The sequence below is a fragment of the Paenibacillus contaminans genome, from assembly GCF_003285015.1.
Lineage (GTDB): Bacteria > Bacillota > Bacilli > Paenibacillales > NBRC-103111 > Paenibacillus_V > Paenibacillus_V contaminans.
Map to the genome: position 1 here is coordinate 1 of NZ_QMFB01000010.1, position 21,960 is coordinate 21,960.

Consider the following 21,960-nt stretch of genomic DNA (forward strand, 5'->3'; position numbering starts at 1 on the left):
GAGCGGAAGCGGCGCAGGAGCCAGCGGAGCGGCAGGCGCAGGCGGAAGCGGCGCGGGAGCGGGCGGAGCGTCAGGAGCAGGCGGAAGCGGCGCAGGGGCAGGCGGAGCTGCGGGCGCGGGTGGAAGCGGCGCAGGGGCAGGCGGAGCTGCAGGCGCAGGCGGAAGCGGCGCGGGAGCGGGCGGAGCTGCGGGAGCGGGTGGAAGCGGCGCAGGGGCAGGCGGAGCTGCGGGCGCGGGTGGAAGCGGCGCAGGAGCGGGCGGCGGCTCCAGGAGCCTTGTAAGCACGCCTCGTGCATCGTCCGGAGGAGGAACCCCGATGCTGGATAGCGGCCCGATAAACGGCTCCGGCGGCGAAACGGAAAAAGGCGTTCCGGTCCCCGTTGCCGAAGGTGAGTCTCGTCCGTACGAGGAAGTGTACACGGAATATGCAGCGGAGGCGACGCGTACGCTTGACCGTTCCGAGCTGCCGCAAAGCGTGCAAAGCTTGGTTCGCTCTTATTTTACTGAAATACAGCCGAATCGCTAGACAAAAGCTAGTAGCCTTTCAAGTCTTATCCTATAGATTTCAAGGATGTAAGGCATTTGATCGTGCAACGGATAGTGACCTCATAATGAGGTGAAGTTTACTATTTGTTAGGCAAACCTCACTAATTCAAACCGATAACCCGTGTTTTGGTGAGGTAATGAGGCAAACACAACTAATAGTGAGGCAAACGAAATTGATAGTTTCGTTTGCCTCACTAAAGGGCGAGAACGATCATTTTACCTGATGGAATAGTGAGGGCAGCCTTATAAACAATGAAGTTTTCTCCACTAAGCGCATGGTTCGTTTCATAACCGTTACGACCATGTTTGCTATCGTAACCAGGTCATCAATTCCTAGTTTTAGACTTGATGGCGTATTAGTAAGACCTTCATTTTGACGGATCGGGTTAAGAGGATGAACGTAGAGGAGAGGAGAAAAAGGATGATCGAAACGAAAGAACAGCTTGGCGAATGGGCCGCAACGATACGTTCGGTCAAAGAGCAAATCGAGCGCGTCATCGTAGGGCAGCAGGAAGCGGTCGAGCAGATGCTTTGGTGCATTTTTACAGGCGGTCATGCATTGCTCGAGGGCATCCCGGGCTTAGGCAAAACGATGCTCGTCCGCACGATTGCGGACACGCTCGATTTGCGCTTTTCGCGCATTCAGTTTACGCCGGACCTGATGCCGACAGACATTACAGGAACGAATATCATCCAATTCGGCGTGAAAGGCGAAACCTCCTACCGGTTTCAAGCAGGACCTTTGTTCGGCAATCTGGTGCTTGCGGACGAAATAAACCGGGCCACGCCAAAGACGCAAAGCGCGCTGCTGGAGGCGATGCAGGAAAGAACGGTTACCGTCGGCTCCGAGACGCATGTGCTGCCGGCTCCCTTTTTTGTGCTCGCCACGCAAAATCCGCTCGAAAACGAAGGGACATACCCGCTGCCGGAGGCCCAGCTGGACCGCTTTTTGCTTAAAATCCATGTGACTTATCCGACTCGCGACGAGTTAAAAACAATCGTTCAACGAACGACTTCCAACGAGCAGCCCGTTGCAAACAAAGCGGCGGACGGCTCGAAGCTGGAGGAAATACAAAAAGGCATTAAAGAAGTGCTCGTCGCGGAAGACGTTCTCGATTATGCGGTGAAGCTGCTGCTTATGACGCATCCCCATGAGCCGGAGGCAACGGACAAAGTCCGCCGGTACGTCCGATTCGGATCGGGACCGCGGGGCATACAAGCGATTATTTCCGTGGCGAAAACGCGAGCGCTTTTCTCGGGAAGGCTGCATGTTTCGCGAAACGATATTCAGCAGGTTGCGCTGCCGGCTCTGCGCCATCGTATTTTCCTTAATTTCGAGGGACAAGCGTCGGACGTAACCACCGATGATATTATTCGGGACGTCATTTCCGCGTCGGAGGCAAAAGGATGAGCGTAACCGCCTCGCAGCCGTTCCTTCCGGAAGATGTGCTGCGCAAGCTTGAACGGTGCGTCATAGCCGGCAAAAGCCGCATCCGCGGGACCATGCAAGGCAGAAGACGCTCGCGCGAGCTTGGGAGTTCGCTGGAATTCGCCGATTACAGGCTGTATTCGCCTGGAGACGATATACGCCGGCTGGATTGGCACGCATACGGACGGACAGGCAAGCCGTTTATCAAGCTGTTTACCGACGAGCAGGAGATGCAGGTTCACTTATTGATCGACGCATCGGCTTCCATGGCTTTTACAGCCGGAGGCGGCGCGCAAAGCAAGTTTGAGCATGCTAAGCACTTAGCCGCCGCTGTCGGCTATGCCGCATTGTGCGGATATGACAGCGCGGATGTGAGCCTTTTCGGCTCGTCTATCACATCCCGTTTGCCGCTGCTTCGGGGCAAAGGGGCCGCAGGACGGATGTTCGAGTTTTTGCGGCAGGCGCCGCCGGAACGGGAAGGCGATTTGCGTAAGGCGTTGACGCAGCCGGCCGCTATGCCTAGGCAACCGGGAATGACGTGGATTTTTTCCGATTTTTTGTTCGAGGACGGTGTAGAGGAGACGCTGAAAACGCTCCTTGCCGCCAAACAGGAAGTTGTCGTCGTGCAGGTGCTGGCCGAGGAAGAATGGAACCCGCAGCTGTCCGGCGATTTACGTTTGTTGGACATAGAGACGGGCATGGGAAAAGAAGTCGCGATCTCCCGCAAAGTGCTTGACGTTTATCGGGAAACGGTAAAACAGTACACGGAATCGCTCAGACGTTTTTGCCGCGAGCGGGGCATAACTTATGAGTTTGTTCTAACTAGCGCTCCGCTTGCTGAAACGGTGGTGCAAGGCTTCCGGCGGAGCGGGTTGATTCGATAGAAGATTTGAAAGGGGGGCGCGACGCGGATGCGGGTGGAATGGATGAACGGTCTCTGGTTCGCGCTTTCGCTGCCTGCCATTGCAGCATTGTATTTGTTTAAAAGAACGTACGTCGATACCCCGATATCGAGCCATCTGCTCTGGAATCGCGTGCTTAAGGAAATGGAAGCGAACCGGCCTTGGCAGAAGTTGCGCAACCGGCTGCTGCTCTATATTCAATTGCTTGTTGCGGCTTTGCTTGTGTTTGCCATCATGCAGCCGTTCGTTTGGACTAAACAGACGGCGAGCGCGCATGTGGTGTTTATCGTGGATACGTCGGCAAGCATGCAGTCAAAAGCGGGGCCGGCGTCGAGCGCGAACGGCGGCAGCGGCAGTTTACCATCCGAGGCGACCCGTCTTGATGAAGCCAAAAAGCAGCTTCTCGACTGGATGGACGCGGAAGCAAAGGGCAGTCTGATTACGCTGATTTCGGCCGGGAAGGAGCCTGAGCTTCTGCTTTCCCGAGAAGCTTCCAAGGAAGCGGTCCAAGAAGCGGTATCGAAGCTGACGCCGACTTTCGGCGTTACGGCTTATAACGAAGCGTTATCGTTAGCCGCAGCGCTGACGCGGGAGGAGCCGGACGCCGAAGTCCGGCTGTTGACGGACGGCCAGTGGGCGGAAGCGGCAGGGAGCGGGACTTCCTTCGGTGTCCCCGTCACCTTGATGCAAGCCGGCGGCGATGAGGCTGGAAACGCCGGCGTTATTCGTTTCGGTGCATTGCCGGACGGAAATGCGTCCGGCACCGTTTCGGCGGTCGCCTCCGTCAAAAACTGGGGGACGCGCGAGGAAACGTTCGACGTATCGATTTACGCCGCCGAGCGGCTTGTTTCGGTAAAGCGCGAGGTGTTTCGGGCGGGTGAGCAAAAATCGCTGTATTGGCATGGCTTGCCCGAAAGCGACTATTATCGGCTAAGCCTCGATATAAACGATGCGCTTGCGGCGGATAACGCCGCATATGCCGTCTCGACTGCGGCGAAGCAGAAGAGCGCGATTTTATTGACGGACGGCAATCTGTTTCTGGAGAAAGCGCTGAGTCTGGCCGGCGTATCGGTAATCAAACCTCAGAAGAACGGCACGGCGTTTACGTCGACCGAAGCCGCTGCTGATATGATTGTCGTCGACACCATAAGCGAAAGCGCGGTTTTGGGCACGGATTGGGACAAGCGCTTGGCGGGTTTGCCCGTTTGGTATATCGGTTCGGTACCGGGCGAAGCCGGCGCGGGTGTGAAGCCGACTGGCGAGATGACGGTAGCCCCGCATCCGGTCATGAAGTATTTGAAGCTGCAGGATGCGCATATTGCTCAGCTTTGGAAGCCGCAAAAGGCGCTTTGGGGCGAACCGGTCGCCAATCAAGGCGATACGCCAGTCATTTACGCCGGAGAGAACGAAGGCAAACGGCGATTGTTGTTCGCGTTCGATCTTCATCAGTCGGATTTGCCGCTTCGAAGCGAATTTCCCGTTTTAGTCCACAATGCAGTCGACTGGCTGACCGAGACGGCCGCAACCGGGTTGGGATCGGCGCTTGCAGGCGATAAGCTAGAAGTGACCGTTTCCGCTCGAACTGCCTCTGCACGCTGGGAAGCCGTACATGCTCCTGCTAACGATGCTGCGGCATTCGATCAAACTGCAGATAGGAACGGCGGCATCGTATCCGCGCTGCAGAACGTGCCGAAGCTTCCCGGACTGTACCGTTTTATCGAATCCGACAGCGAAGGACAGACGATACAAGCCCGTCTGCTGACTGTTCAAATGGATGCCAAAGAGATGGATTTGACGCTGCGTCTAAATCTGGAGCAAATCGTCGGAAATCCGGATGCGGCAGGCGGTTTGCCGTCAACATCCGAAACCGGCGCGGAAAATCAAACCGGCTTGTCCGAACAGGAGCAAGGCGGGCAAGCGGCCGGCGCGAAAGATCGCGGCGTCTCGGAGGGACGTGCGCCGTATCCTTTGCTGCAGTGGGTTTTGATGCTCGTACTGGCCGTCGTTTTGCTGGAGTGGGGGGTGTACCGGCGTGGGCATACAATTTAGCGAACCATGGGTGCTGCTGCTTCTCATTCCGCTATGCGGATACATCGTCTGGCTTTGGCGGCGGACGGACCGGCTTGCTGGCTTTCGAAAGACGCTGGCGTTGTCGCTGCGCACGATTATTCTTCTTCTGCTGATTGCGGCGCTGGCCGGCATTCAGGCGGTCAACATATCGGATGGAAAAACGGTCGTGTTCGTGGCGGACCGTTCCGACAGCATGCCGGATCCCGAGGCGTACGCGAAGTGGATGCAGGAAGCGGGCGAAGCCAAAAGACCGCAGGACCGCATCGGAGTCGTCTCCGCAGGATTGCAGGCGGCGGTAGAGCGAAAAGCCGACGAGCGGGATTTGCGGCAATTTCAGTTTACGGCGAGCTTGAACCGTTCGTTCTCCAATCTCGCGTCCGCTCTGCAATTGGCAGCCGGCGCGACGGAGGAGGGCGGCTTCGCCGACAGAGTCGTCCTCGTTTCGGACGGTATGGAGAATGTAGGCGAAGTGGCGAAGCAAGGCAGGCTGCTGCGCGACAAAGGGGTTCCGGTCGATGTGCTGCCGATCCCCGCAAAGCCTAAGCGCGACGCGGCGATCGAAAGCGTAAAGGTACCGGGGAAGCTGTATCAAGCCGAGCAGTATGCCATCGAAGTCACGGTCAGAAGCACCGCCGCCGGAAACGGCGTGCTGCGCATCTACGAAGACAATCGCGAAGTGACGGTTCAGCAGGTTGCGCTTGAGCAAGGGGTGAACCGTTTCGTCGTCGAGAGCGTGGCGAAGGATACCGGACTGCACCGATATCGGGCGGAGCTGTATATGGACGGCGACGAGCAGGCAGCCAACGATGCGGGTTATGCTTTCAGCCGCGTCAGCGGACCGCCGAAGGTGCTTGTTGTTGAAGGAGAATCGGGAACGTCCAAAAACGTGGCGAACGCCCTCGATGCCGGGTTTATTCCATACGATCTCATTCCGCCGGAGCTGCTGCCGAAGGAATTGGCCGACTATACCGCATACGAAAGCATCGTCCTGAATGACGTATCGGCCACGCGAATGTCGCACGCTCAAATGCAAATGATCGAACAAGCGGTGCGCGATTACGGAATCGGGCTTGTCATGCTTGGGGGCGAGAGCAGCTTCGGATTGGGCGGTTATTTTCAAACCCCCGTCGAGAAGGCGCTGCCGGTGTATATGGACCTGCGCGGCAAGCGGGAAATCCCGTCGCTGGCGATCGTGCTCGTCATAGACAAATCGGGCAGCATGTCCGGGGGCAAGATGGAGCTGGCTCAGGAAGCGGCGGCACGTACGGTCGACCTGCTGCGCGATAAGGATACGCTCGGAATATTGGCCTTCGACGGTTCGCCATGGTGGGTTTTCGAGCCGCAGAAGCTGTCGGACAAGAAAAAAGCGATAGCGGATATCAACTCGATCAGCGCCGACGGAGGGACGGAAGTTTACGGAGCGGTGAAGGAAGCTTACGACAAGCTTGCGAACGTAACTGCGCAAAGAAAGCATATTATTTTGCTGACCGACGGGCAATCGTCCTCGGGCGGCAGCTACGAAGCGTTAGCGGCGGATATGGTGAAGAACAATATATCCTTGTCCAGCGTGGCGATCGGACAGGATGCCGACCAAGCGCTGCTTGAACGGATCGCCCAGCTCGCCAAAGGCCGTTATTATTTTACGGACGATCAAAGCACGATTCCGGCTATATTCAGCCGCGAGGCGGTGCTCATCTCGCGGACGTACATCGTCGATCAGCCGTTCGTCCCGGCTTTTGCGCAAGGCGCAGACTGGTCGCCGCTGTTTGAAGGCGGGGTACCGCAGATCGGGGGCTATATTGCGACGACGGCCAAGGAGACCGCGGAATCGGTGCTTATCAGTCCGGAGCCGGATCCGCTGCTCGCCAGATGGCAGTACGGCGCGGGCAAAAGCGTCGCATGGACGAGCGACGTAACCGGAAAATGGTCGGGAGATTGGGTGACTTGGAGCCGTTTTCCCGACCTGCTAAGCCGGATCGTCAAATGGACGTTCCCGCAATTTCAAGCTTCACCGGTCGAGCTGTCGAGCGAATTAAGCGAAAATACGGTTAATCTGCGCGCCAAAACGACGGGAACCGATTTTCAAGGAGAGCTGCGTGCGATTGTGACCGACGAAAGCTTGGGCAAGCAAGAGGCGGTATTCACTCCGGTTGCTCCGGGCGAATATGAGGCGAAGCTGCCGATTTCCAAGCCGGGCGTTTACGTGACCAAGATCGACCTTTACGGCCCAGGCGATGCGGGGAGCGGCATAGGCGGCGGAGCCTCCGGACCGGAAAGCGGCCAAAAGCTGCTGGGCAGCGTGACGAGCGGCATCGTCGTTCCGTATTCGCCGGAATACCGGATTTCGCCGGGAGACGGCGGCGAGAAGCTGCGCAAGCTTGCCGAGCAGACGGGCGGCCGCGTGTTGTCGCTTGACCGTCCGGCGGAAGTGTTCGCCGCAGACGCCAAGCCGCGCAAGCAGCCGTACGAGCTTAGCACGCCGCTGCTGATCGCCGCGCTGCTGCTGTGGCTCGCCGACGTCGCCGTGCGCAGGCTGTCGCTCGGCTGGGCGCGCGCCGCTCAGCTCCTGCGCCGGCCCTTGGCGCTGCTCATGCCCGCCCGCCGGGCCGGTCATGAGCAGCGCGGGAAGTCGCCGGAGGCGGCGTACGACCGCCTGCGGCAGCGCGTACGGAGCGCGAGCCCGCTCCTGCGCCGCGACGCCGATGCGCCGCACGGCGGTCGTGACGCCGCAGCTGCGCACCCCGCCCAGCCTCGCGGCGCAGCCGCCGCGGCACCGCGCGGGACGGAGCCGCCGGCTGGCCCCGCTTCGCAGGGCGGCAGGCCGGCGAAGGCTCCCGCGGCGCAGGAGGACGGCCGAGACGCGCCGGCTCACGGCGGCTCCGCCGAAGCGGGGACCGACAGCATGAGCCGGCTGCTCGCGGCCAAAAACCGGAAGCGCCGATAAACGCGCTTCCGGATGCCTTCCGCAGCCTCGGCAAGCTGCCGAATCGGTCCGCTTTTTCGTCAAATATTGCAATTCGGGAGCCGGCGGTTTCGGACCGCTGGTTTTTTTATGCATTTTCCGCTACACTATAGTCAAACACCGTGTCGTATTCTGTCTATTCGGGGGGGAAGGTAATGGCAAAAAACCGATATTCGATCGGCCTTTTGTTGATTGGCATCGCCGTCGTATTGCTGCTCGGTAAACTTGGCGTATTCAGCTTTTTAGGAAGTCTGATTTGGCCCCTGTTCATTCTGATACCGGGGATTGCGCTGCACATGTTATATTTCGGCCGCGTGCTGCCGTCCGGGGTTCTCGTTCCGGGGGGTATTCTGATTACCTATTCGCTAATTTTCTTTTACTGCAACCTGTTCGGCTGGAGCTCGATGAAATATTTGTGGCCCGGCTTCCTGTTCGGCGTCGCCGTAGGTTTGTACGAACTGCATTTGTTCGATCGCAACAGCCCGAGAGGGACGGCGATTGCCGCCGTGATCATCGCGATCGTATCGGTCGTGCTGTTCAGCATCATGTTTCTTGTGACGGCAGGCATTTACATCGTCGCCGCCGTACTCATCATTGCCGGCGTCGCATTGGTAGTCGCACGCAGGCCTCGCTCCTGGTAATTGCGTTAACTTGAGGAGACCGCTCTTCGCATGCCTTATCGGCTATGCGGAGGGCGGTCTCTTTTTGCGGCCTGCTTACGAATCATTTAGTTGCAGCTTGAATCGGTCCTGACCTGCCGTTATACACCCGATAGCTGACGCATACATACAACATAGACAAAACGAGGGGTACGACATGAAAAAGCCGAAAGCGATCTGGATGAAAATGACGATTTTTTTCATAGCGGCGGTTGCCGCCGCCATTGCCGCCGCTGCAATATGGATCGGAAGGATGGATGTCAGCGGGCTTAACGATCCGCTGCCGGAGCCGACGACGATATATGACCGCAACGGCGCTCCGGTTACGCAGCTATCCTCCTCCAAAATCGATCCCGTCCCGCTGCAGGACATCCCCGTGCAGCTCCTGCACGCGGTTATCGCCGTGGAGGATCGCCGATATTATGAACACTCGGGCGTAGATGTCAAATCGATCGCGCGGGCGTTATTTACGAACGCGAAGTCGGGCGAAGTGATGCAGGGCGGGAGTACGATTACGCAGCAGCTTGCCAAAAACATGTTTCTGACAGCGGAGCAAACGATGGGGCGCAAGTTAAAGGAAGCCGCAATGGCCCTTAAGATCGAATCTACGTTGTCGAAGGATCAAATATTGGAGCTGTATATAAACCAGATTTACTTCGGAGAAGGACGCTGGGGCGTTCAGGAGGCGGCCCGGTTATATTTCGGCAAGGACGTCCGCGATTTGTCGCTCCCCGAGTCGGCTCTGCTCGCCGGATTGCCGAAGGCGCCGACCCGTTATTCGCCGATCCAAAATAAGGAGAAAGCACTGGAGCGCAGAAACCTTGTGCTCGGGCTGATGAAACAAGAGGGCTATATCAACGAAGAAGAGTATGATAAGGCGGTAAATAGTCCGCTGGCGCTTGCAAAGACCGGAAAAGACCAAACGCGGGGCAAGCACGCCTCTTATGTGGACTATGTTATCGAAGAAGCGGTCAAGCTGTACGGCTTTACGGAGGAGCAGCTGCTGACCGGCGGCCTTCAGCTCTATACGGAGCTCGATCCGAAGGTTCAGAACGCCGTCGAGGACGTGTATGCAAGCGAAGACTCGTTCCCGAAAAGTACGGACGATCAGCTTATACAGAGCGGAGCGGTTGTGCTCGATCCTTCGACGGGAGGCGTCAGGGGGATGGTCGGAAACAGGGGGGACCATGTTTTTCGCGGTTTCAACCGTGCCAGTCAGCTCAAGAGACAGCCGGGCTCGACATTCAAGCCGCTCGTCGTTTACGCGCCCGCACTGGAGAAAGGATACACGCCGTACTCCAGACTGTATGACGGTCCGCTAGACATCAACGGTTATCGTCCGCAGGACTGGGATCGCTCAACGCGAGGCGAGGTTTCCCTCTATGAAGCGGTTTTGAGCTCGTGGAACATTCCCGCAGTGTGGCTGCTGAACGAAATCGGTATCGATTACGGCATGGATTTTGCGAGCAAACTGGACATTCCGTTAGGGAAAGAAGACAGGACGCTCGGGATTGCGCTTGGCGGACTGCAAACGGGCGTGTCTCCTTTGCAGATGGCGCAGGCATACGGGATGTTTCCGAATCAAGGGAAAATGAACAAAGCGCATGCCATAACGCGAATCACGACGAAAGACGGACAACCCTTAATCGAGGCTTCGGTCAAGCCCGTTCAAGTGATGACACCTGCAAACGCCAATACGATGACCGCCATGCTGCAGGATGTCGTCGGCAAAGGAACCGGCACGAATGCGGCGCTGTCTAGGCCGTCAGCCGGCAAAACCGGCACGACCCAGCTGCCGGATTCGCCTCAGTTCGAAGGGGCTAACGGGGTAAAGGACGCTTGGTTCGTCGGTTATACGCCGGAGCTCGTCACTGCCGTTTGGCTCGGGTACGATCAGACCGACAAGGACCATTATTTGACTACTTCGGGCGGCGCTTATCCTGCAGGTATTTTTCGCGCCATTATGACGAAGGCGCTGGAAGGCGCGCCGGTCACCGCTTTTCAGCGCCCGCCGGCTCTCGGGCTCTCAACGGGGAGCGGAAGCGACGGCCCTAAGGAAAACGGAAACGGTCATGGAAATCCGAAGGAGAAGGACAAAGAGAAGGACAAGGGGAAGGGAAAAAATAAGAAAGATAAGGACGAGGATTAAAAAACCGGACAATCCCTGCATAACACGGGATGTCCGGTTTGACGGCCGGGAATCGATAACTTTCTTATCCGGCGCGCGGTGCTGTTGAGTTTTCAATCCTCATTATCGTTATGATCTTCGTCATCGCCGTGCTTGCCGTCTTTTTGTTTACCTTTGCCTTCGTGTTTTTCTTGATTGTTTTTCGAGTTCCCAGAACCCTTGCCGGACGATTGCTTCGTTTCGATCTTAATTTCCTTTTTCGAAGAAGTGCCGATGTGCAGGGCGCCGGCCAGCGCTTGGGCGATTTCGTCCTTGTCCATGTCGGACCGGTAATGAATCGATGTCAGCAGCTGGCGGATGAATTGCTCGGCTTGCGCGTCTTTCAAGTGAATGCTTCCGGTATCCTTTTGCTTGAATTTCACTTCAGCTTTAGGTTTTCCGTTACTTTTTTCTTGCTTGAGTTTGATTTCATGCTCCGGCCCGATTAGGCTGATTTCCAGCTTATCCGGAAAGTCGGCTTCCGAGATGCCGATTGCGGCCGCGGAATCGGGATTTGTCCGTTCCGAGTGCGAAGCAGGCGCAGGCGTAACCGTCGGCTGGGAGGTTTGCGCCGGGCTTTGACTGGGCATAACGGTTTGCGCTGCCTCCGTGCCGGCTTCCGCTTTTGTAGAGGCGTCGGCGAAATCGGCTGAAGAAGCCATAATATATGCGGCTTGCTGCTTAGAATTGAAGACGATCCTTGCCTTGTCGCCGGGAAGCAGATCCGCCAACACCGCCTTTTGCTCGTTGCGATAAATCCAAACGTTTTTGGAAAGCGGGTACGTGTTTTGCCCCTGCTGCTCGTTGATGACGATTTGCTGCTTGGCGGGATCGACGGATACGACAGAACCGTCCGAGGATGCGGAGGTTGCCGAAGCCTGATTACCGCCCAAAAACGTAAAGCCGTAAACAAGCAGTGTTACTGCGGCTGCACCCGATAGGAAGAAGAGCCACTTTTTCATTTTCATTTCGTCAAAGTCCTTTCCTGATGCTCGGAAATCTTAAATAAAAAAAGTTCCAAAAGCCTGCTTTTCGAACAAGCATTACTATGTTGTTTCGGACGGAAAGGGCTTTTTGGGTCCGTTCGACCTGGAGAGAACGCGGTGCAGCGCGAAAAAGTGGTTGACACCGCCGGAGCAGGCGGGTATATTTCAGTTAACAGCATAATCGGTCAGGTTCGAGTATATGGAGAAGCCCTGAAACCGGAATCATGTTCCTTCCAGCTTATGGCAGGGAGCATGTTTACCGTTTCCGGGCTTTTTTTGTATTTTCCGGAACCTGCTGCGCCGGCGAAGGAGCGTGCGTATGGCGAAAGGTTACATATTCGATTTGGACGGTACCGTTTATTTGGGCGATACCATGATTTGCGGAGCGGCAAATACGATTCGGGTGCTGCGGGAAAGGGGGGATAAAATCGTCTTTTTGACGAACAAACCGATCGCCACAAGGCTCTCCTATGTGAAAAAGCTTAATGAGATGGGCATCCGCGCACAATTGTCAGACGTGCTGAATTCGTCATTAATTATGGCCCGATTTTTACGGGATCGCATGCAAAAGGGGCAAACCGCCTATGTGATTGGCGAGCGGCCTATTCGCGACGAGCTTTTTGAGCACGGCATACCGCTCACCGAAAATAGCGAGCAGGCCGATTATTTGGTGTTGTCTTGGGATCGGGCGTTTACGTACGATAAGCTGAATCTGCTCTATCAGGCTTCGATGAGAGGGGCTTTTATCGCAGCGTCGAATCCGGATCTGACATGTCCGTACGAACACGGGCAAATACCCGATAAAGGAGCGATTATCGCAGCTTTGGAAGCGGCGACCGGAAAGCCGGTCGACGAGGTGGTCGGCAAGCCTTCTCTTATTGCAGCGAAGGCCGCAGTGGAGCGCCTTGAGGTCGATGCCGCCGATTGTTATGCGATCGGAGACCGGCTTGAAACGGACATCCGGATGGGCAACGATGCCGGTATGCGTTCCGTTCTAGTGCTTACGGGAGTCAGTACGATCGAGATGGCGGAACGGTCGCCTTATAAGCCCGACCATGTGGTGCCGAGCATCGCCTCCGTTCTTTCGTTTTAGTGCGTATTGCTTTTGCTTCCGCGAAAGATGGTATACTGAAGCTAACGGAAGAAGGGGGCAGGCGAATGTACAAAATCGTCGATATGGTCGACTACCAAACGATTGCAGCGGTGCAGAAGGAAGAAGATTTGGATCGGGCGATCGAAGGCCGCGTCAATGTTGTTTTTTTGCTGACCGGGTCCATATTCAATATGAAGCAGCTCGTCGACCGTGTGAAAAATGCGGGCAAGCATGTGTTTATCCATATGGAATTTATCGAGGGTATTGCGGCGGACCGCAGCGGCGTCGCTTATGTGGCGCAGCATGTGAAGCCGACTGGGATCATTTCGACCAAGAGCAATCTCATCCGTTTCGCAAAGGAAATGAACGTGATGGCCATACAGCGTATTTTTCTGATCGACCGCAGCGCCGTTGCGAGGGGCATCAAATCGGTCGAAAGCAGCGTGCCTGACGCCATAGAAGTGATGCCCGGCATAATGCCGCGTATTATTCGGGAGATGACCAATATGACGCCTCTGCCCATCATTGCAGGCGGTCTAGTCGACAATCAGGAGGAAATCGACGAATCCCTTCGCGCGGGAGCGCTGGCGGTGTCAGCCGGATCGACCGAGCTGTGGTAGAATTCATCCAGCCTTCCCGGTTCTGGTAGGGACCTTTTTAAACTCGAACTACTATATATTCTACATATACGATTGGAGAGGAATCGAATGACTGTAAACCGCCCCCTTATTATCGCGCACCGCGGAGCGTCCGGAGAGGCACCGGAAAATACGCTTGCCGCTTTCCGTCTCGGCTTGGAGCAGGGCTGCGATGCTATCGAGCTTGACGTCCATTTCTCGAAGGACGGAGAAATTATCGTTTGCCACGATTCGTCGCTTGACCGCACATCCGATCGAACGGGCAGCATCAGCGAGCTGACACTCTCGGAAATTAAAGAGGCGGATGCAGGGAAATGGTTTCACGAGAAGTATACCGGCGAACGATTCCCGACCTTGGAGGAAGTATTCGAGCTCGTTCCGCCGAGCATCATGATTAACGTAGAAATCAAAGGTTCACCCGGCCGCCGTCTGGAGCATGCTCTGGCGCAGCTTTTACGGCGTACGGATCGGCTATCAAGCGTCGTCGTATCTTCGTTCGATCATAAGAGCCTGGTGCTTCTGAAGCTTATCGAGCCGGAAGTCCAAATCGGCCTCTTGTATTCATTCAATCCGGTTCGGCATTCCGCATTGGCAACCATTACCGGCGTGCCGGTTTATTCGCTGCATCCGTATTTCGGCAGTCTGAATAAAGAGGAAGTGAGCGATGCGACCGGTCAAGGCTTGAAGGTTTATCCATGGACAATCAACGGAGAGCAGCAGCTTAAGCAAATGGTTCAGCTCGGCGTTTCGGGCATCATAACCGATTATCCGGGCAGATTGAAGGCGGTTATGGCGGAGCTGGGCATTTAATCGCTTGAATTGTAACGGGCTTGCATCAACGTTTCTTTAATCGGGCAACGTAACTTGAGCAGTAGGAATGTTCCCGAGAGGAGTATGCTTGATGCGAATTATGCCCTTAATAATAGCGGCAATGGCGGCTGGCGTATGCGCCGGCTTCGTACCGGAGGTTACCGCAGCGCAAGTACCGGAAGCCGCGGAGTATGGGAGCGTGACGGCGAGTTCGGCCGTATATGCGCCTAACGCGGCTGTCGATCCGCCGGTTGGACCGAAGCGGAATGGGAGCGCCAAAGCGCTCTCGCTGGATGAGATCCAGCGAACGGCAGCCGACGTAACGGGAGACGGCAAGCCGGACATGATTTTGCTGCTCGGGCAAAAACGGGAGGCGGGAAGCCCCTACTACGAGCAGTTGTATGTCGCTGTCGACGATCCTCCCAATAAGACGTATTTGCTGTTTCGGTCGGACGGAGGCTATACGCCGCAGCTCGCGCTCTGCGATGTGACCGGCGACAAGGTTCCCGAAATGCTCGTTTCGGCTTCGACGGGAGGAAGCGGAGGGACCTCGAACTATTATTTGTATTCGGCGGGAGGCGGCAAGCCGGTCGTTTTGCCGACGCCTAAACCGCTAACGATAACCGGTTCGTTTCAGAACGGATACAAAGCGAAAATTACAGTCCATGAAACCGGCAAAACGTATACGATCGATCTCAAGGATCGCAAACGGATCTATGAAGAAAACGGGGTTTACAAAAAGGGCAAGCTGGTCAAGCCGGTCGATGTTTCGGTGAACGATTATGCCGAGCTGAAGCCGGTCGATATCGACAAGGACGGCGTTTGCGAGCTGGCCGGTATTCAGCGGATTACCGGAGTAGCGAATGCGGATACGATCGCGTATGCGCACTCCGTTTGGAAATGGTCCGGCAGCGAGTGGGTGCTGACAAGCTCCCAAGTGGTTAAGGCCAAATAACGGATGCCGATAGGCGATAACCTTTGAATTCCCGAAAAATAAATGATTCGCTATCCGATGGATTTCCGGTACAGGCACCAGTTTTTCAAAGCAGGTTCGGACGTTGAAAGCAAATCGTTGAAGCAGCTCTAACCTCGATAAACGCGCCAGTCATTAAGGACGGCGAAGCCGTTTATCCTTGAAGAGAAGAATTTATATGATGTTGGGGTATCCCTTCGGTAACACGCCAGTCCTTTAAAGAACGGCAAAGCCGTTCATCACTGCGCTGCCATTAAGGATACTCTAACAATGAAATAGTCCGAAACAGCCCGCTTTGAGCAAGGGATCGAGGTTCGCCTTACGCTGGAGTCAGATTTTGCCGGCTTGGAGAACGAATTCATCGGTGTGCCGAACAAAATAACCCTTTGCAAGTAGGCGAATTCGGACTACAGGCGGGGAAAGGAAGCTGTACTTGATTCCAAGTGGGCAAAATCGAAATGCAGCACATGCAAGCGACGTGCAAAGATGGGCACGCGGGTATGAATACCGGTTAGAGGAGCGGTAAATGTCAAAGACGTGGCAAGAAGCACGAAGACGAACAAGAGGTAATGGGTATGGGGGCCAGCAAAGGAGCTTCGCTATGGGCCGCCTTTGAAATCGTGTTTCTACCTCGTAATAAGTTCAAAGAAACACGATTTCAAGAGCGGTTGAAAGCCTATACCCATTGCCTCGCCAACGAACAAACGTATATCGAACATCAAAGCTGCCGCAAGGCGGTTTTCTCAGTAAAAAATGCTTGCTTCCAGCAGCTGCTTCTTGCGCGATGTTTGCGATCCGGTTATAATAAGGTGATTAGTTAGCGTCGGCGCTTTCGTCCGGCGCTTATTTTGTGAGCGAAAGGGTTTGGAAAATGCATTCACGCGAAAAGATACGGAATATTGCAATCATTGCCCACGTTGACCACGGCAAAACGACGCTGGTCGACCAACTGCTTCAGCAATCCGGCGTGTTCCGCGAGCACGAGGCTGTTCAAGAGCGCGCGATGGACTCGGGGGATATAGAACGCGAGCGGGGGATTACGATTTTGGCCAAGAACACGGCCATCCATTACAAAGACTATCTGGTCAACATCGTCGACACGCCGGGACATGCCGACTTCGGCGGCGAGGTTGAACGGATTATGAAAATGGTCGACGGCGTCGTGCTTGTCGTCGATGCGTTTGAAGGCTGCATGCCGCAAACGAAGTTCGTTTTGCGCAAAGCGCTTGAGCAAGAACTGAAACCGATTGTCGTCGTCAACAAAATCGACCGCCCTAACGCCCGGCCTGCCGAAGTGGTGGACGAAGTTCTCGATTTGTTCATCGAGCTTGGCGCGAACGACGAGCAGCTTGAGTTCAATGTCGTCTATGCATCGGGGCTTCAAGGAACGTCCAGCTTGGACCCGGAGAAGCAAGACAGCAACATGGTCGCTTTATATGAAACGATCGTCCAGCAAATTCCTGCTCCTACGGAAAGCGTCGATGAGCCGCTTCAATTCCTTGTAACCTTAATGGATTACAACGAATACCTGGGCCGCATCGGGATCGGCCGCGTTAACCGCGGAATCATTCGTCAAGGTCAACCTGTAGCCGTTATGACGCGGGAAGGCGCAATCAAGCAAGCCCGCATCGAGAAGCTCTTCGGCTTCCAAGGCTTGAAACGGGTCGAAGTGGAGCAAGCGGGAGCCGGCGATATTATTGCGATCGCGGGTATTAAAGAAATCAATATCGGCGAAACGATCGCCGATCCTAACAAGCCTGAAGCGCTGCCGGTTCTTAAAATCGACGAGCCGACGCTGCAAATGACGTTCCTAGTCAACAACAGCCCGTTCGCAGGGAAGGAAGGCAAGTGGGTTACTTCCCGTAAGCTGCGCGAGCGTCTTTTTAAAGAAGTGGAAACGGATGTCAGCTTGCGCGTAGACGAAACGGACAGCCCTGACGCGTTTATCGTTTCGGGCCGCGGCGAGCTTCACTTGGGCATTCTGATCGAGAACATGCGCAGAGAAGGCTTCGAGCTTCAGGTTTCCAAGCCGGAGGTTATCGTCAAAGAAATCGACGGACAAAAAATGGAGCCGTACGAGCGCTTGATCATCGACGTTCCGGAAGAAAGCATGGGATCGGTCATGGAGAGCCTGGGAACGCGCAAGGCAGAAATGGTCAACATGATCAATAATTCCGGCCAAGTTCGTTTGGAGTTCCTCATACCGGCGCGGGGGCTGATCGGCTATCGCACGTACTTCTTGACGCTTACGCGCGGATACGGCGTTTTGAATCACGCATTCGACAGCTACGGGCCATACTCCGGCAACAATGTCGGCGGACGTCATCAGGGCGTGCTTGTTTCTAGCGATACCGGCGTTTCGACCCTCTACGGTATCTTGTCCATCGAGGATCGCGGTCTTTTGTTCCTGGAGCCGGGCGCGAACGTATACGAAGGCATGATCGTCGGAGAGCATACGCGCGATAACGACATTATCGTTAACATTTGCAAAGAAAAACAGCTGACGAACATTCGTTCCGCGGGCAAAGACGATACGGTCAAGATGAAAACACCGCGTATTTATTCTCTTGAAGCGGCGCTTGAGTATTTGAACGACGACGAATATTGCGAAATTACGCCGAAGTCGATTCGCTTGCGCAAGAAGATCTTAAACAAAAGCGAACGCGAACGTGCCGAAAAGCATCGTAAAATGGCGGAAGCGAACGCATAAATATCCCTTTGAAGGCGCGAGATCGGAGCTTAGGCTCAGCCCGCGCCTTCCGATCTACATATAGGCTTTTTCGGCAGCCGGTCCGTTCTTGCACGAACGATCGGCGTATCCGCTAAAGCTAAATACTTCTTCGGGCTTCAGGAGGTATTACGGCGATGAGTTCAATTACGGGATGGCTCGTGACGCATCCATGGATCACTTACATCATGATCTACATTTTTCTTGTTTACGTATATAACAAAGTGTTCCGAGTGCGCAGGCTGCCGATTTTGAAAGAAGCGCTCGTTTATTTGCTTATCGGCGTCGGGGCGTTCGTTCTGCTTTTGTTCCAGGTCGATCTTCAGCTGCCTATCGTCCCCTGTTTGACGGTTGCGGTAGCGCTTATGTTTATGGTGAGGATCCGTTACTGGGTCGAAGCTCGTCAGAAGCGGAAGCAGCAATAAGAACATCCGGAATATCGGCATTCTCTGAACGAAAAAAGAGGTGACGCGGTATGGCGAACTTTTGGTTAACCCCTGTTACGTACGAAAATAAGCTTGTTTTGGGAGCGGAGCGGATTTTATGCGCCCCGCTTTTCGACTTGCAAACGTTCCGGGAAAGGCTTTCCACGATTAATGCCCGGGTTTTGCCGATGTTTAAAGCGAATCTTCTGCCGGACGACGATGACGAATTTTGCGGATCGGACGAATGGCTGCCCGAGCTTGACAGCGGGCTGGAAGTGACTTTCGACGGTAATCCGCTTCGTCTTTCCCATTGCGCAGAGGCGTTTTTCGACAGACTGCCGGGGGCTAGCGAATGCTTGACTTGGATGAATCAAAGCGATATCGAGAACGATTCCGGCTTGCCGCAGATCGAGCGGGAATGGCTGAGGAAAATGATCGGGTGGCTGGAAAGCGGATATCAAGTCATTTTGTTGAGAGAGGATTGAGGCCGAGATGACCCTGCAGGATGCGCTGTTCAACTGGCTGCAAATCAAAATCGTATCGGATGCGCGTCCGGACGATTTTGCGGCGAAGGAAACGCTCGATTTTTTTGAGCTGATATTGACTGAAGATCATCAGCTTACATCGTTCCGTATTGCGGCGGAGGACGCCACGATGATTCATGTACAGTACGAAGCCGGCGGCAAAAGCAAAAAACAGCTGTTCGATCTCGAATCGTCCCGTCAATTGCTGGCGGATATCGAGTCGAATCCGAAATATGCTTAAACATATATCGGCCTTGTTCACGATACAATACAAGTAATGCGGTATTTCCTTTCGGAGATGACGCAGTATGGCGCCGAGTGCTTTTAGCGGTGCGCTATGATATACTGAAAGTGACCAAACTAGAAGGAGGGCCTGATTGCATGGCAGAAACATTAACAGCCTTGCCGGAGCAGTTGATCACAATCCTGCAGAGGGAAACGATCGTCATGCTGAATACGTTGGATGCGGAAAGCGGTTCTCCTACCGTAAACGCCATTTCGTGGGTGTATACGGTTGACGGGAGCAAACTGCGTTTTGCGGTTGACCAGCGTTCCCGCATTATTGCCAACATCAAGAAAACGCCTCTCGTATCGTTATCGTTTTTCGGCGGCGGCACGTTGAATGCGATTTACGGAGAAGCTTCCGTCAGTGCCGATACGCTTCCTGACGTTCCGCTTAAGCTGGCGTGCATCGAAGTAAGCATTTCAGCGGTTCGCGAAGCGATGTTTTACGGCGCGCGCGTTTCCGTCGATCCGGAATATGTAAAAACTTACGATAAACGTGCAGCGGATAAGCTGGACGGACAAGTATTTGACGCGATGAAAAAAGCCTAGTCCTGCTGATGCAGTACTGGGCTTTTATGTTCTGGCCGTTTAATTAGAAAGCGGCGTTACAAGTTATTCGACTTGAAGTTTTGCGGATTCTCGTTTTCCGGCGTCGGCGCTTGCTTGGGTGAGATGTCCCGCGGAATCTGCGGAATAATGCGGCCGATTATTTTGCCGAGCTCCTCGGCAAAGCCTGCTACCGGCTGCCCGTTCTTGATTTGATCGCGAATGGCTCGAATCCGGTCGCCTAAATCCATATCCGCGGTGACGAAAGCGTTAATGCCGTAAGGATCTTTACGCAGAGCTTCTGCGACCGAGTATTTTATCGTATCGACTCTGGATCGTTCCATCTTTCCGTCTACGTCGATGCCGACGATGGCGGTATGCCCGACAATGACACAGGTGGCATTGTTGACATGCGGAATGCCTTTGACAAGATTCTCCAAACGTTCGGTTACGGCTTGGCGGTTTTCTTGCGTGATCGGCGGCGAAGCTTGCTGCGTTCTGACTGTGCCGTCCGGTCCGGCGGACCCGGGCGCTCTTCCCTTATTGGAAGGATGGCCGCAGCCGGCAAGCAGAGCGACCGCAGCGATGACGATTATTGCCGTTTTCATTCGAATCGTCCTTTCTGCACGGTATATGCGATAAAGATAAGACATCGGGTATTTGCGGTAAGACCGCATGGCATGGAAAGCGTGAGCTAACGATAGTTTGCCCGTACTCTTTTTTTGTATGTATATTTCCGCTGCCGAAAGTCAATCTTGGGAGGGGACTTAGCATGAAAAAAATCTTCGTTCTGGACACAAACGTATTACTCCAGGATCCGAACGCCGTATTTGCTTTCGGCGAAAACGAAGTCATCATCCCATCTATCGTGCTGGAGGAAATGGATTCGAAAAAACGTCTGGCCGACGAAATCGGCCGGAATGCAAGATATGTCTCGCGTTTGCTTGACGGCTTTCGGGCCCAAGGCAGGCTGCAGGACGGCGTGGCGCTCGAAAACGGGGGAACGATCAAGGTCGAATTAAACCATCGCAGCTTCGTGAAAATGCAGGATGTTTTCGGCGAAATTACGAATGATAACCGGATTTTGGCGGTTGCGCTCAATTACCATACGGAAGAGCAGGAGAAGCCGGAGCCGAAGGATGTCGTGCTTGTCAGTAAAGACACCCTCGTGCGGATTAAGGCGGACGTGCTCGGACTAACGGCGCAAGATTACATGAACGACCGGATCGTTTCGCCGACCGATATGTATACGGGATGTATTACGCTAAGGGTTCATCCCGCCGTTATTGACGAGTTTTATTCGTTCCGCTTTTTAAGCGTCAACAGCCTGCAGTTGAGCTTCAAGCTGCGTCCGCATGAATTCGTTATCCTGAAAGACGAGATGGGCACATCCAAATCGGCGCTGCTCAAAGTAAACGGGGACGGACGCAAGCTGGAGCCGTTATATTTGAGCAATGAAGCGGTGTGGGGGATTACCGCCCGCAACGCCCAGCAGCGCATGGCGCTGGAACTGCTGCTTAACGACGAGATTCCGCTCGTGACGATGTCGGGTAAGGCAGGGACGGGGAAAACGCTTCTGGCGCTCGCAGCGGGCTTATACAAGATCGAAGACGAGCATAAATACAAAAAGCTGCTGATTGCGCGTCCCGTCGTGCCTATGGGGAAAGATATCGGTTACTTGCCGGGCGAGAAGGAAGAAAAGCTGCGTCCGTGGATGCAGCCGATCTACGACAACCTGGAATTTCTATTCGATACGAAAAAGCCGGGGGATATCGAGAAGGTGCTTGCCGGTCTCGGAAGCATTCAGGTCGAGGCGCTGACCTACATTCGCGGACGTTCGATACCGGGGCAGTTCATCATCATTGACGAGGCGCAAAACTTGTCGCGGCACGAGGTCAAAACGATCGTATCCCGCGTCGGAGAGGGCAGCAAAATCGTGCTGATGGGCGATCCCGAGCAAATCGACCATCCATATCTCGACGCTTCGAGCAACGGCCTGACTTATGTCGTCGAGCGCTTTAAGGACGAAGCGATAAGCGGCCACATTATGCTCGAACGCGGAGAACGCTCCCGTCTCGCGCAGCTGGCGGCCGATCTACTCTAATTTTAAAACCCGCATGAGCGATCATGCGGGTTTTCCTTATAAGACGAATGTCGACTTTGCAGAAGCAGGAGAAAAGCAATGGTCTGACGGCGAGTTTTGGCTTTGGATTCCTA

Annotated in this window: 19 protein-coding genes and 1 pseudogene; 18 read left to right on the plus strand and 2 right to left on the minus strand. The window is 54.8% G+C overall.

Annotated elements, in window-relative coordinates; translation table 11 throughout:
• From DQG23_RS43445 to DQG23_RS17580, 7 genes and pseudogenes are all read left to right on the plus strand, one after another.
• Nucleotides 1-526 (plus strand): annotated as a pseudogene (locus DQG23_RS43445) (phage tail tape measure protein); the annotation flags it as partial.
• Between the two features lie 441 nt (nucleotides 527-967).
• Nucleotides 968-1,957: an AAA family ATPase gene (locus tag DQG23_RS17555; RefSeq protein WP_113032181.1), complete on the plus strand. Its 990-nt coding sequence runs from the start codon at nucleotides 968-970 to the stop codon at nucleotides 1,955-1,957.
• On the plus strand, nucleotides 1,954-2,859 hold the full coding sequence (locus DQG23_RS17560; RefSeq protein WP_113032182.1) for a DUF58 domain-containing protein: 906 nt from the start codon (nucleotides 1,954-1,956) through the stop codon (nucleotides 2,857-2,859). Before DQG23_RS17555 ends, DQG23_RS17560 begins: the two co-directional genes overlap by 4 nt.
• A 27-nt stretch (nucleotides 2,860-2,886) precedes the next feature.
• A complete protein-coding gene (locus tag DQG23_RS17565; protein WP_113032183.1) occupies nucleotides 2,887-4,926 on the plus strand; it encodes a vWA domain-containing protein in 2,040 nt (679 codons plus the stop codon).
• Nucleotides 4,910-7,891, plus strand: a complete 2,982-nt coding sequence (locus DQG23_RS17570; RefSeq protein WP_113032184.1) for a VWA domain-containing protein — start codon at nucleotides 4,910-4,912, stop codon at nucleotides 7,889-7,891. The genes DQG23_RS17565 and DQG23_RS17570 overlap by 17 nt, the downstream gene beginning before the upstream one ends.
• A 173-nt stretch (nucleotides 7,892-8,064) precedes the next feature.
• Nucleotides 8,065-8,550: a hypothetical protein gene (locus DQG23_RS17575; protein ID WP_113032185.1), complete on the plus strand. Its 486-nt coding sequence runs from the start codon at nucleotides 8,065-8,067 to the stop codon at nucleotides 8,548-8,550.
• 175 nt (nucleotides 8,551-8,725) lie between these two features.
• Nucleotides 8,726-10,717, plus strand: coding sequence for a transglycosylase domain-containing protein (locus tag DQG23_RS17580; RefSeq protein WP_113032186.1), 1,992 nt, complete (start codon nucleotides 8,726-8,728; stop codon nucleotides 10,715-10,717).
• A 92-nt stretch (nucleotides 10,718-10,809) separates the two neighbouring features.
• Here the strand turns inward: DQG23_RS17580 and DQG23_RS17585 are convergent, their stop codons facing one another.
• A complete protein-coding gene (locus tag DQG23_RS17585) occupies nucleotides 10,810-11,703 on the minus strand; it encodes a hypothetical protein (RefSeq protein ID WP_113032187.1) in 894 nt (297 codons plus the stop codon).
• A 337-nt stretch (nucleotides 11,704-12,040) separates the two neighbouring features.
• Between DQG23_RS17585 and DQG23_RS17590 the strand changes: the two genes are divergently transcribed.
• The 10 genes from DQG23_RS17590 to DQG23_RS17635 all read left to right on the plus strand — a co-directional run bounded on the left by DQG23_RS17590 (nucleotide 12,041) and on the right by DQG23_RS17635 (nucleotide 19,746).
• The gene (locus DQG23_RS17590; RefSeq protein ID WP_113032188.1) at nucleotides 12,041-12,814 is read left to right on the plus strand and encodes an HAD-IIA family hydrolase; all 774 of its coding nucleotides are present in this window, start codon (nucleotides 12,041-12,043) and stop codon (nucleotides 12,812-12,814) included.
• Between the two features lie 65 nt (nucleotides 12,815-12,879).
• Nucleotides 12,880-13,434, plus strand: coding sequence for a glycerol-3-phosphate responsive antiterminator (locus tag DQG23_RS17595; RefSeq protein WP_113032189.1), 555 nt, complete (start codon nucleotides 12,880-12,882; stop codon nucleotides 13,432-13,434).
• 87 nt (nucleotides 13,435-13,521) lie between these two features.
• Nucleotides 13,522-14,262 carry a glycerophosphodiester phosphodiesterase gene (locus DQG23_RS17600; protein WP_113032190.1) on the plus strand — a complete coding sequence of 247 codons (741 nt, stop codon included), beginning with the start codon at nucleotides 13,522-13,524 and terminating at the stop codon, nucleotides 14,260-14,262.
• Nucleotides 14,263-14,353: 91 nt separating this feature from the next.
• A complete protein-coding gene (locus tag DQG23_RS17605; protein WP_113032191.1) occupies nucleotides 14,354-15,217 on the plus strand; it encodes a hypothetical protein in 864 nt (287 codons plus the stop codon).
• 593 nt (nucleotides 15,218-15,810) lie between these two features.
• Nucleotides 15,811-16,056: a hypothetical protein gene (locus DQG23_RS17610; protein ID WP_113032192.1), complete on the plus strand. Its 246-nt coding sequence runs from the start codon at nucleotides 15,811-15,813 to the stop codon at nucleotides 16,054-16,056.
• Between the two features lie 50 nt (nucleotides 16,057-16,106).
• Nucleotides 16,107-17,945 carry a translational GTPase TypA gene (gene typA / locus DQG23_RS17615; protein WP_113032193.1) on the plus strand — a complete coding sequence of 613 codons (1,839 nt, stop codon included), beginning with the start codon at nucleotides 16,107-16,109 and terminating at the stop codon, nucleotides 17,943-17,945.
• Nucleotides 17,946-18,109: 164 nt separating this feature from the next.
• A complete protein-coding gene (locus DQG23_RS17620; RefSeq protein WP_420330240.1) occupies nucleotides 18,110-18,388 on the plus strand; it encodes a YlaH-like family protein in 279 nt (92 codons plus the stop codon).
• Nucleotides 18,389-18,438: 50 nt separating this feature from the next.
• A complete protein-coding gene (locus DQG23_RS17625) occupies nucleotides 18,439-18,873 on the plus strand; it encodes a hypothetical protein (RefSeq protein ID WP_113032195.1) in 435 nt (144 codons plus the stop codon).
• A 7-nt stretch (nucleotides 18,874-18,880) separates the two neighbouring features.
• On the plus strand, nucleotides 18,881-19,153 hold the full coding sequence (locus DQG23_RS17630; RefSeq protein ID WP_113032196.1) for a hypothetical protein: 273 nt from the start codon (nucleotides 18,881-18,883) through the stop codon (nucleotides 19,151-19,153).
• Between the two features lie 140 nt (nucleotides 19,154-19,293).
• Nucleotides 19,294-19,746: a pyridoxamine 5'-phosphate oxidase family protein gene (locus DQG23_RS17635; protein ID WP_113032197.1), complete on the plus strand. Its 453-nt coding sequence runs from the start codon at nucleotides 19,294-19,296 to the stop codon at nucleotides 19,744-19,746.
• A 56-nt stretch (nucleotides 19,747-19,802) separates the two neighbouring features.
• On the opposite strand, the gene DQG23_RS17640 is transcribed toward DQG23_RS17635, so the two are convergent.
• A complete protein-coding gene (locus tag DQG23_RS17640) occupies nucleotides 19,803-20,351 on the minus strand; it encodes a YhcN/YlaJ family sporulation lipoprotein (protein WP_113032198.1) in 549 nt (182 codons plus the stop codon).
• A 164-nt stretch (nucleotides 20,352-20,515) separates the two neighbouring features.
• Here DQG23_RS17640 and DQG23_RS17645 point away from each other — a divergent pair, with 164 nt between their 5' ends.
• Nucleotides 20,516-21,847 carry a PhoH family protein gene (locus DQG23_RS17645; protein ID WP_113032199.1) on the plus strand — a complete coding sequence of 444 codons (1,332 nt, stop codon included), beginning with the start codon at nucleotides 20,516-20,518 and terminating at the stop codon, nucleotides 21,845-21,847.
• The last annotated feature ends 113 nt before the right edge of the window (nucleotides 21,848-21,960 follow it).

Coding starts and splice junctions, on each gene's coding strand:
- DQG23_RS17555 (WP_113032181.1), top strand. CDS start 968: ATGATCGAAACGAAAGAACAGCTTGGCGAATGGGCCGCAACGATACGT.
- DQG23_RS17580 (WP_113032186.1), top strand. CDS start 8,726: ATGAAAAAGCCGAAAGCGATCTGGATGAAAATGACGATTTTTTTCATA.
- DQG23_RS17635 (WP_113032197.1), top strand. CDS start 19,294: ATGGCAGAAACATTAACAGCCTTGCCGGAGCAGTTGATCACAATCCTG.
- DQG23_RS17610 (WP_113032192.1), top strand. CDS start 15,811: ATGGGGGCCAGCAAAGGAGCTTCGCTATGGGCCGCCTTTGAAATCGTG.
- DQG23_RS17565 (WP_113032183.1), top strand. CDS start 2,887: ATGCGGGTGGAATGGATGAACGGTCTCTGGTTCGCGCTTTCGCTGCCT.
- DQG23_RS17630 (WP_113032196.1), top strand. CDS start 18,881: ATGACCCTGCAGGATGCGCTGTTCAACTGGCTGCAAATCAAAATCGTA.
- DQG23_RS17585 (WP_113032187.1), bottom strand. CDS start 11,703: ATGAAAATGAAAAAGTGGCTCTTCTTCCTATCGGGTGCAGCCGCAGTA.
- DQG23_RS17645 (WP_113032199.1), top strand. CDS start 20,516: ATGAAAAAAATCTTCGTTCTGGACACAAACGTATTACTCCAGGATCCG.
- DQG23_RS17590 (WP_113032188.1), top strand. CDS start 12,041: ATGGCGAAAGGTTACATATTCGATTTGGACGGTACCGTTTATTTGGGC.
- DQG23_RS17575 (WP_113032185.1), top strand. CDS start 8,065: ATGGCAAAAAACCGATATTCGATCGGCCTTTTGTTGATTGGCATCGCC.
- DQG23_RS17595 (WP_113032189.1), top strand. CDS start 12,880: ATGTACAAAATCGTCGATATGGTCGACTACCAAACGATTGCAGCGGTG.
- DQG23_RS17600 (WP_113032190.1), top strand. CDS start 13,522: ATGACTGTAAACCGCCCCCTTATTATCGCGCACCGCGGAGCGTCCGGA.
- DQG23_RS17640 (WP_113032198.1), bottom strand. CDS start 20,351: ATGAAAACGGCAATAATCGTCATCGCTGCGGTCGCTCTGCTTGCCGGC.
- DQG23_RS17605 (WP_113032191.1), top strand. CDS start 14,354: ATGCGAATTATGCCCTTAATAATAGCGGCAATGGCGGCTGGCGTATGC.
- DQG23_RS17560 (WP_113032182.1), top strand. CDS start 1,954: ATGAGCGTAACCGCCTCGCAGCCGTTCCTTCCGGAAGATGTGCTGCGC.
- DQG23_RS17625 (WP_113032195.1), top strand. CDS start 18,439: ATGGCGAACTTTTGGTTAACCCCTGTTACGTACGAAAATAAGCTTGTT.
- typA (WP_113032193.1), top strand. CDS start 16,107: ATGCATTCACGCGAAAAGATACGGAATATTGCAATCATTGCCCACGTT.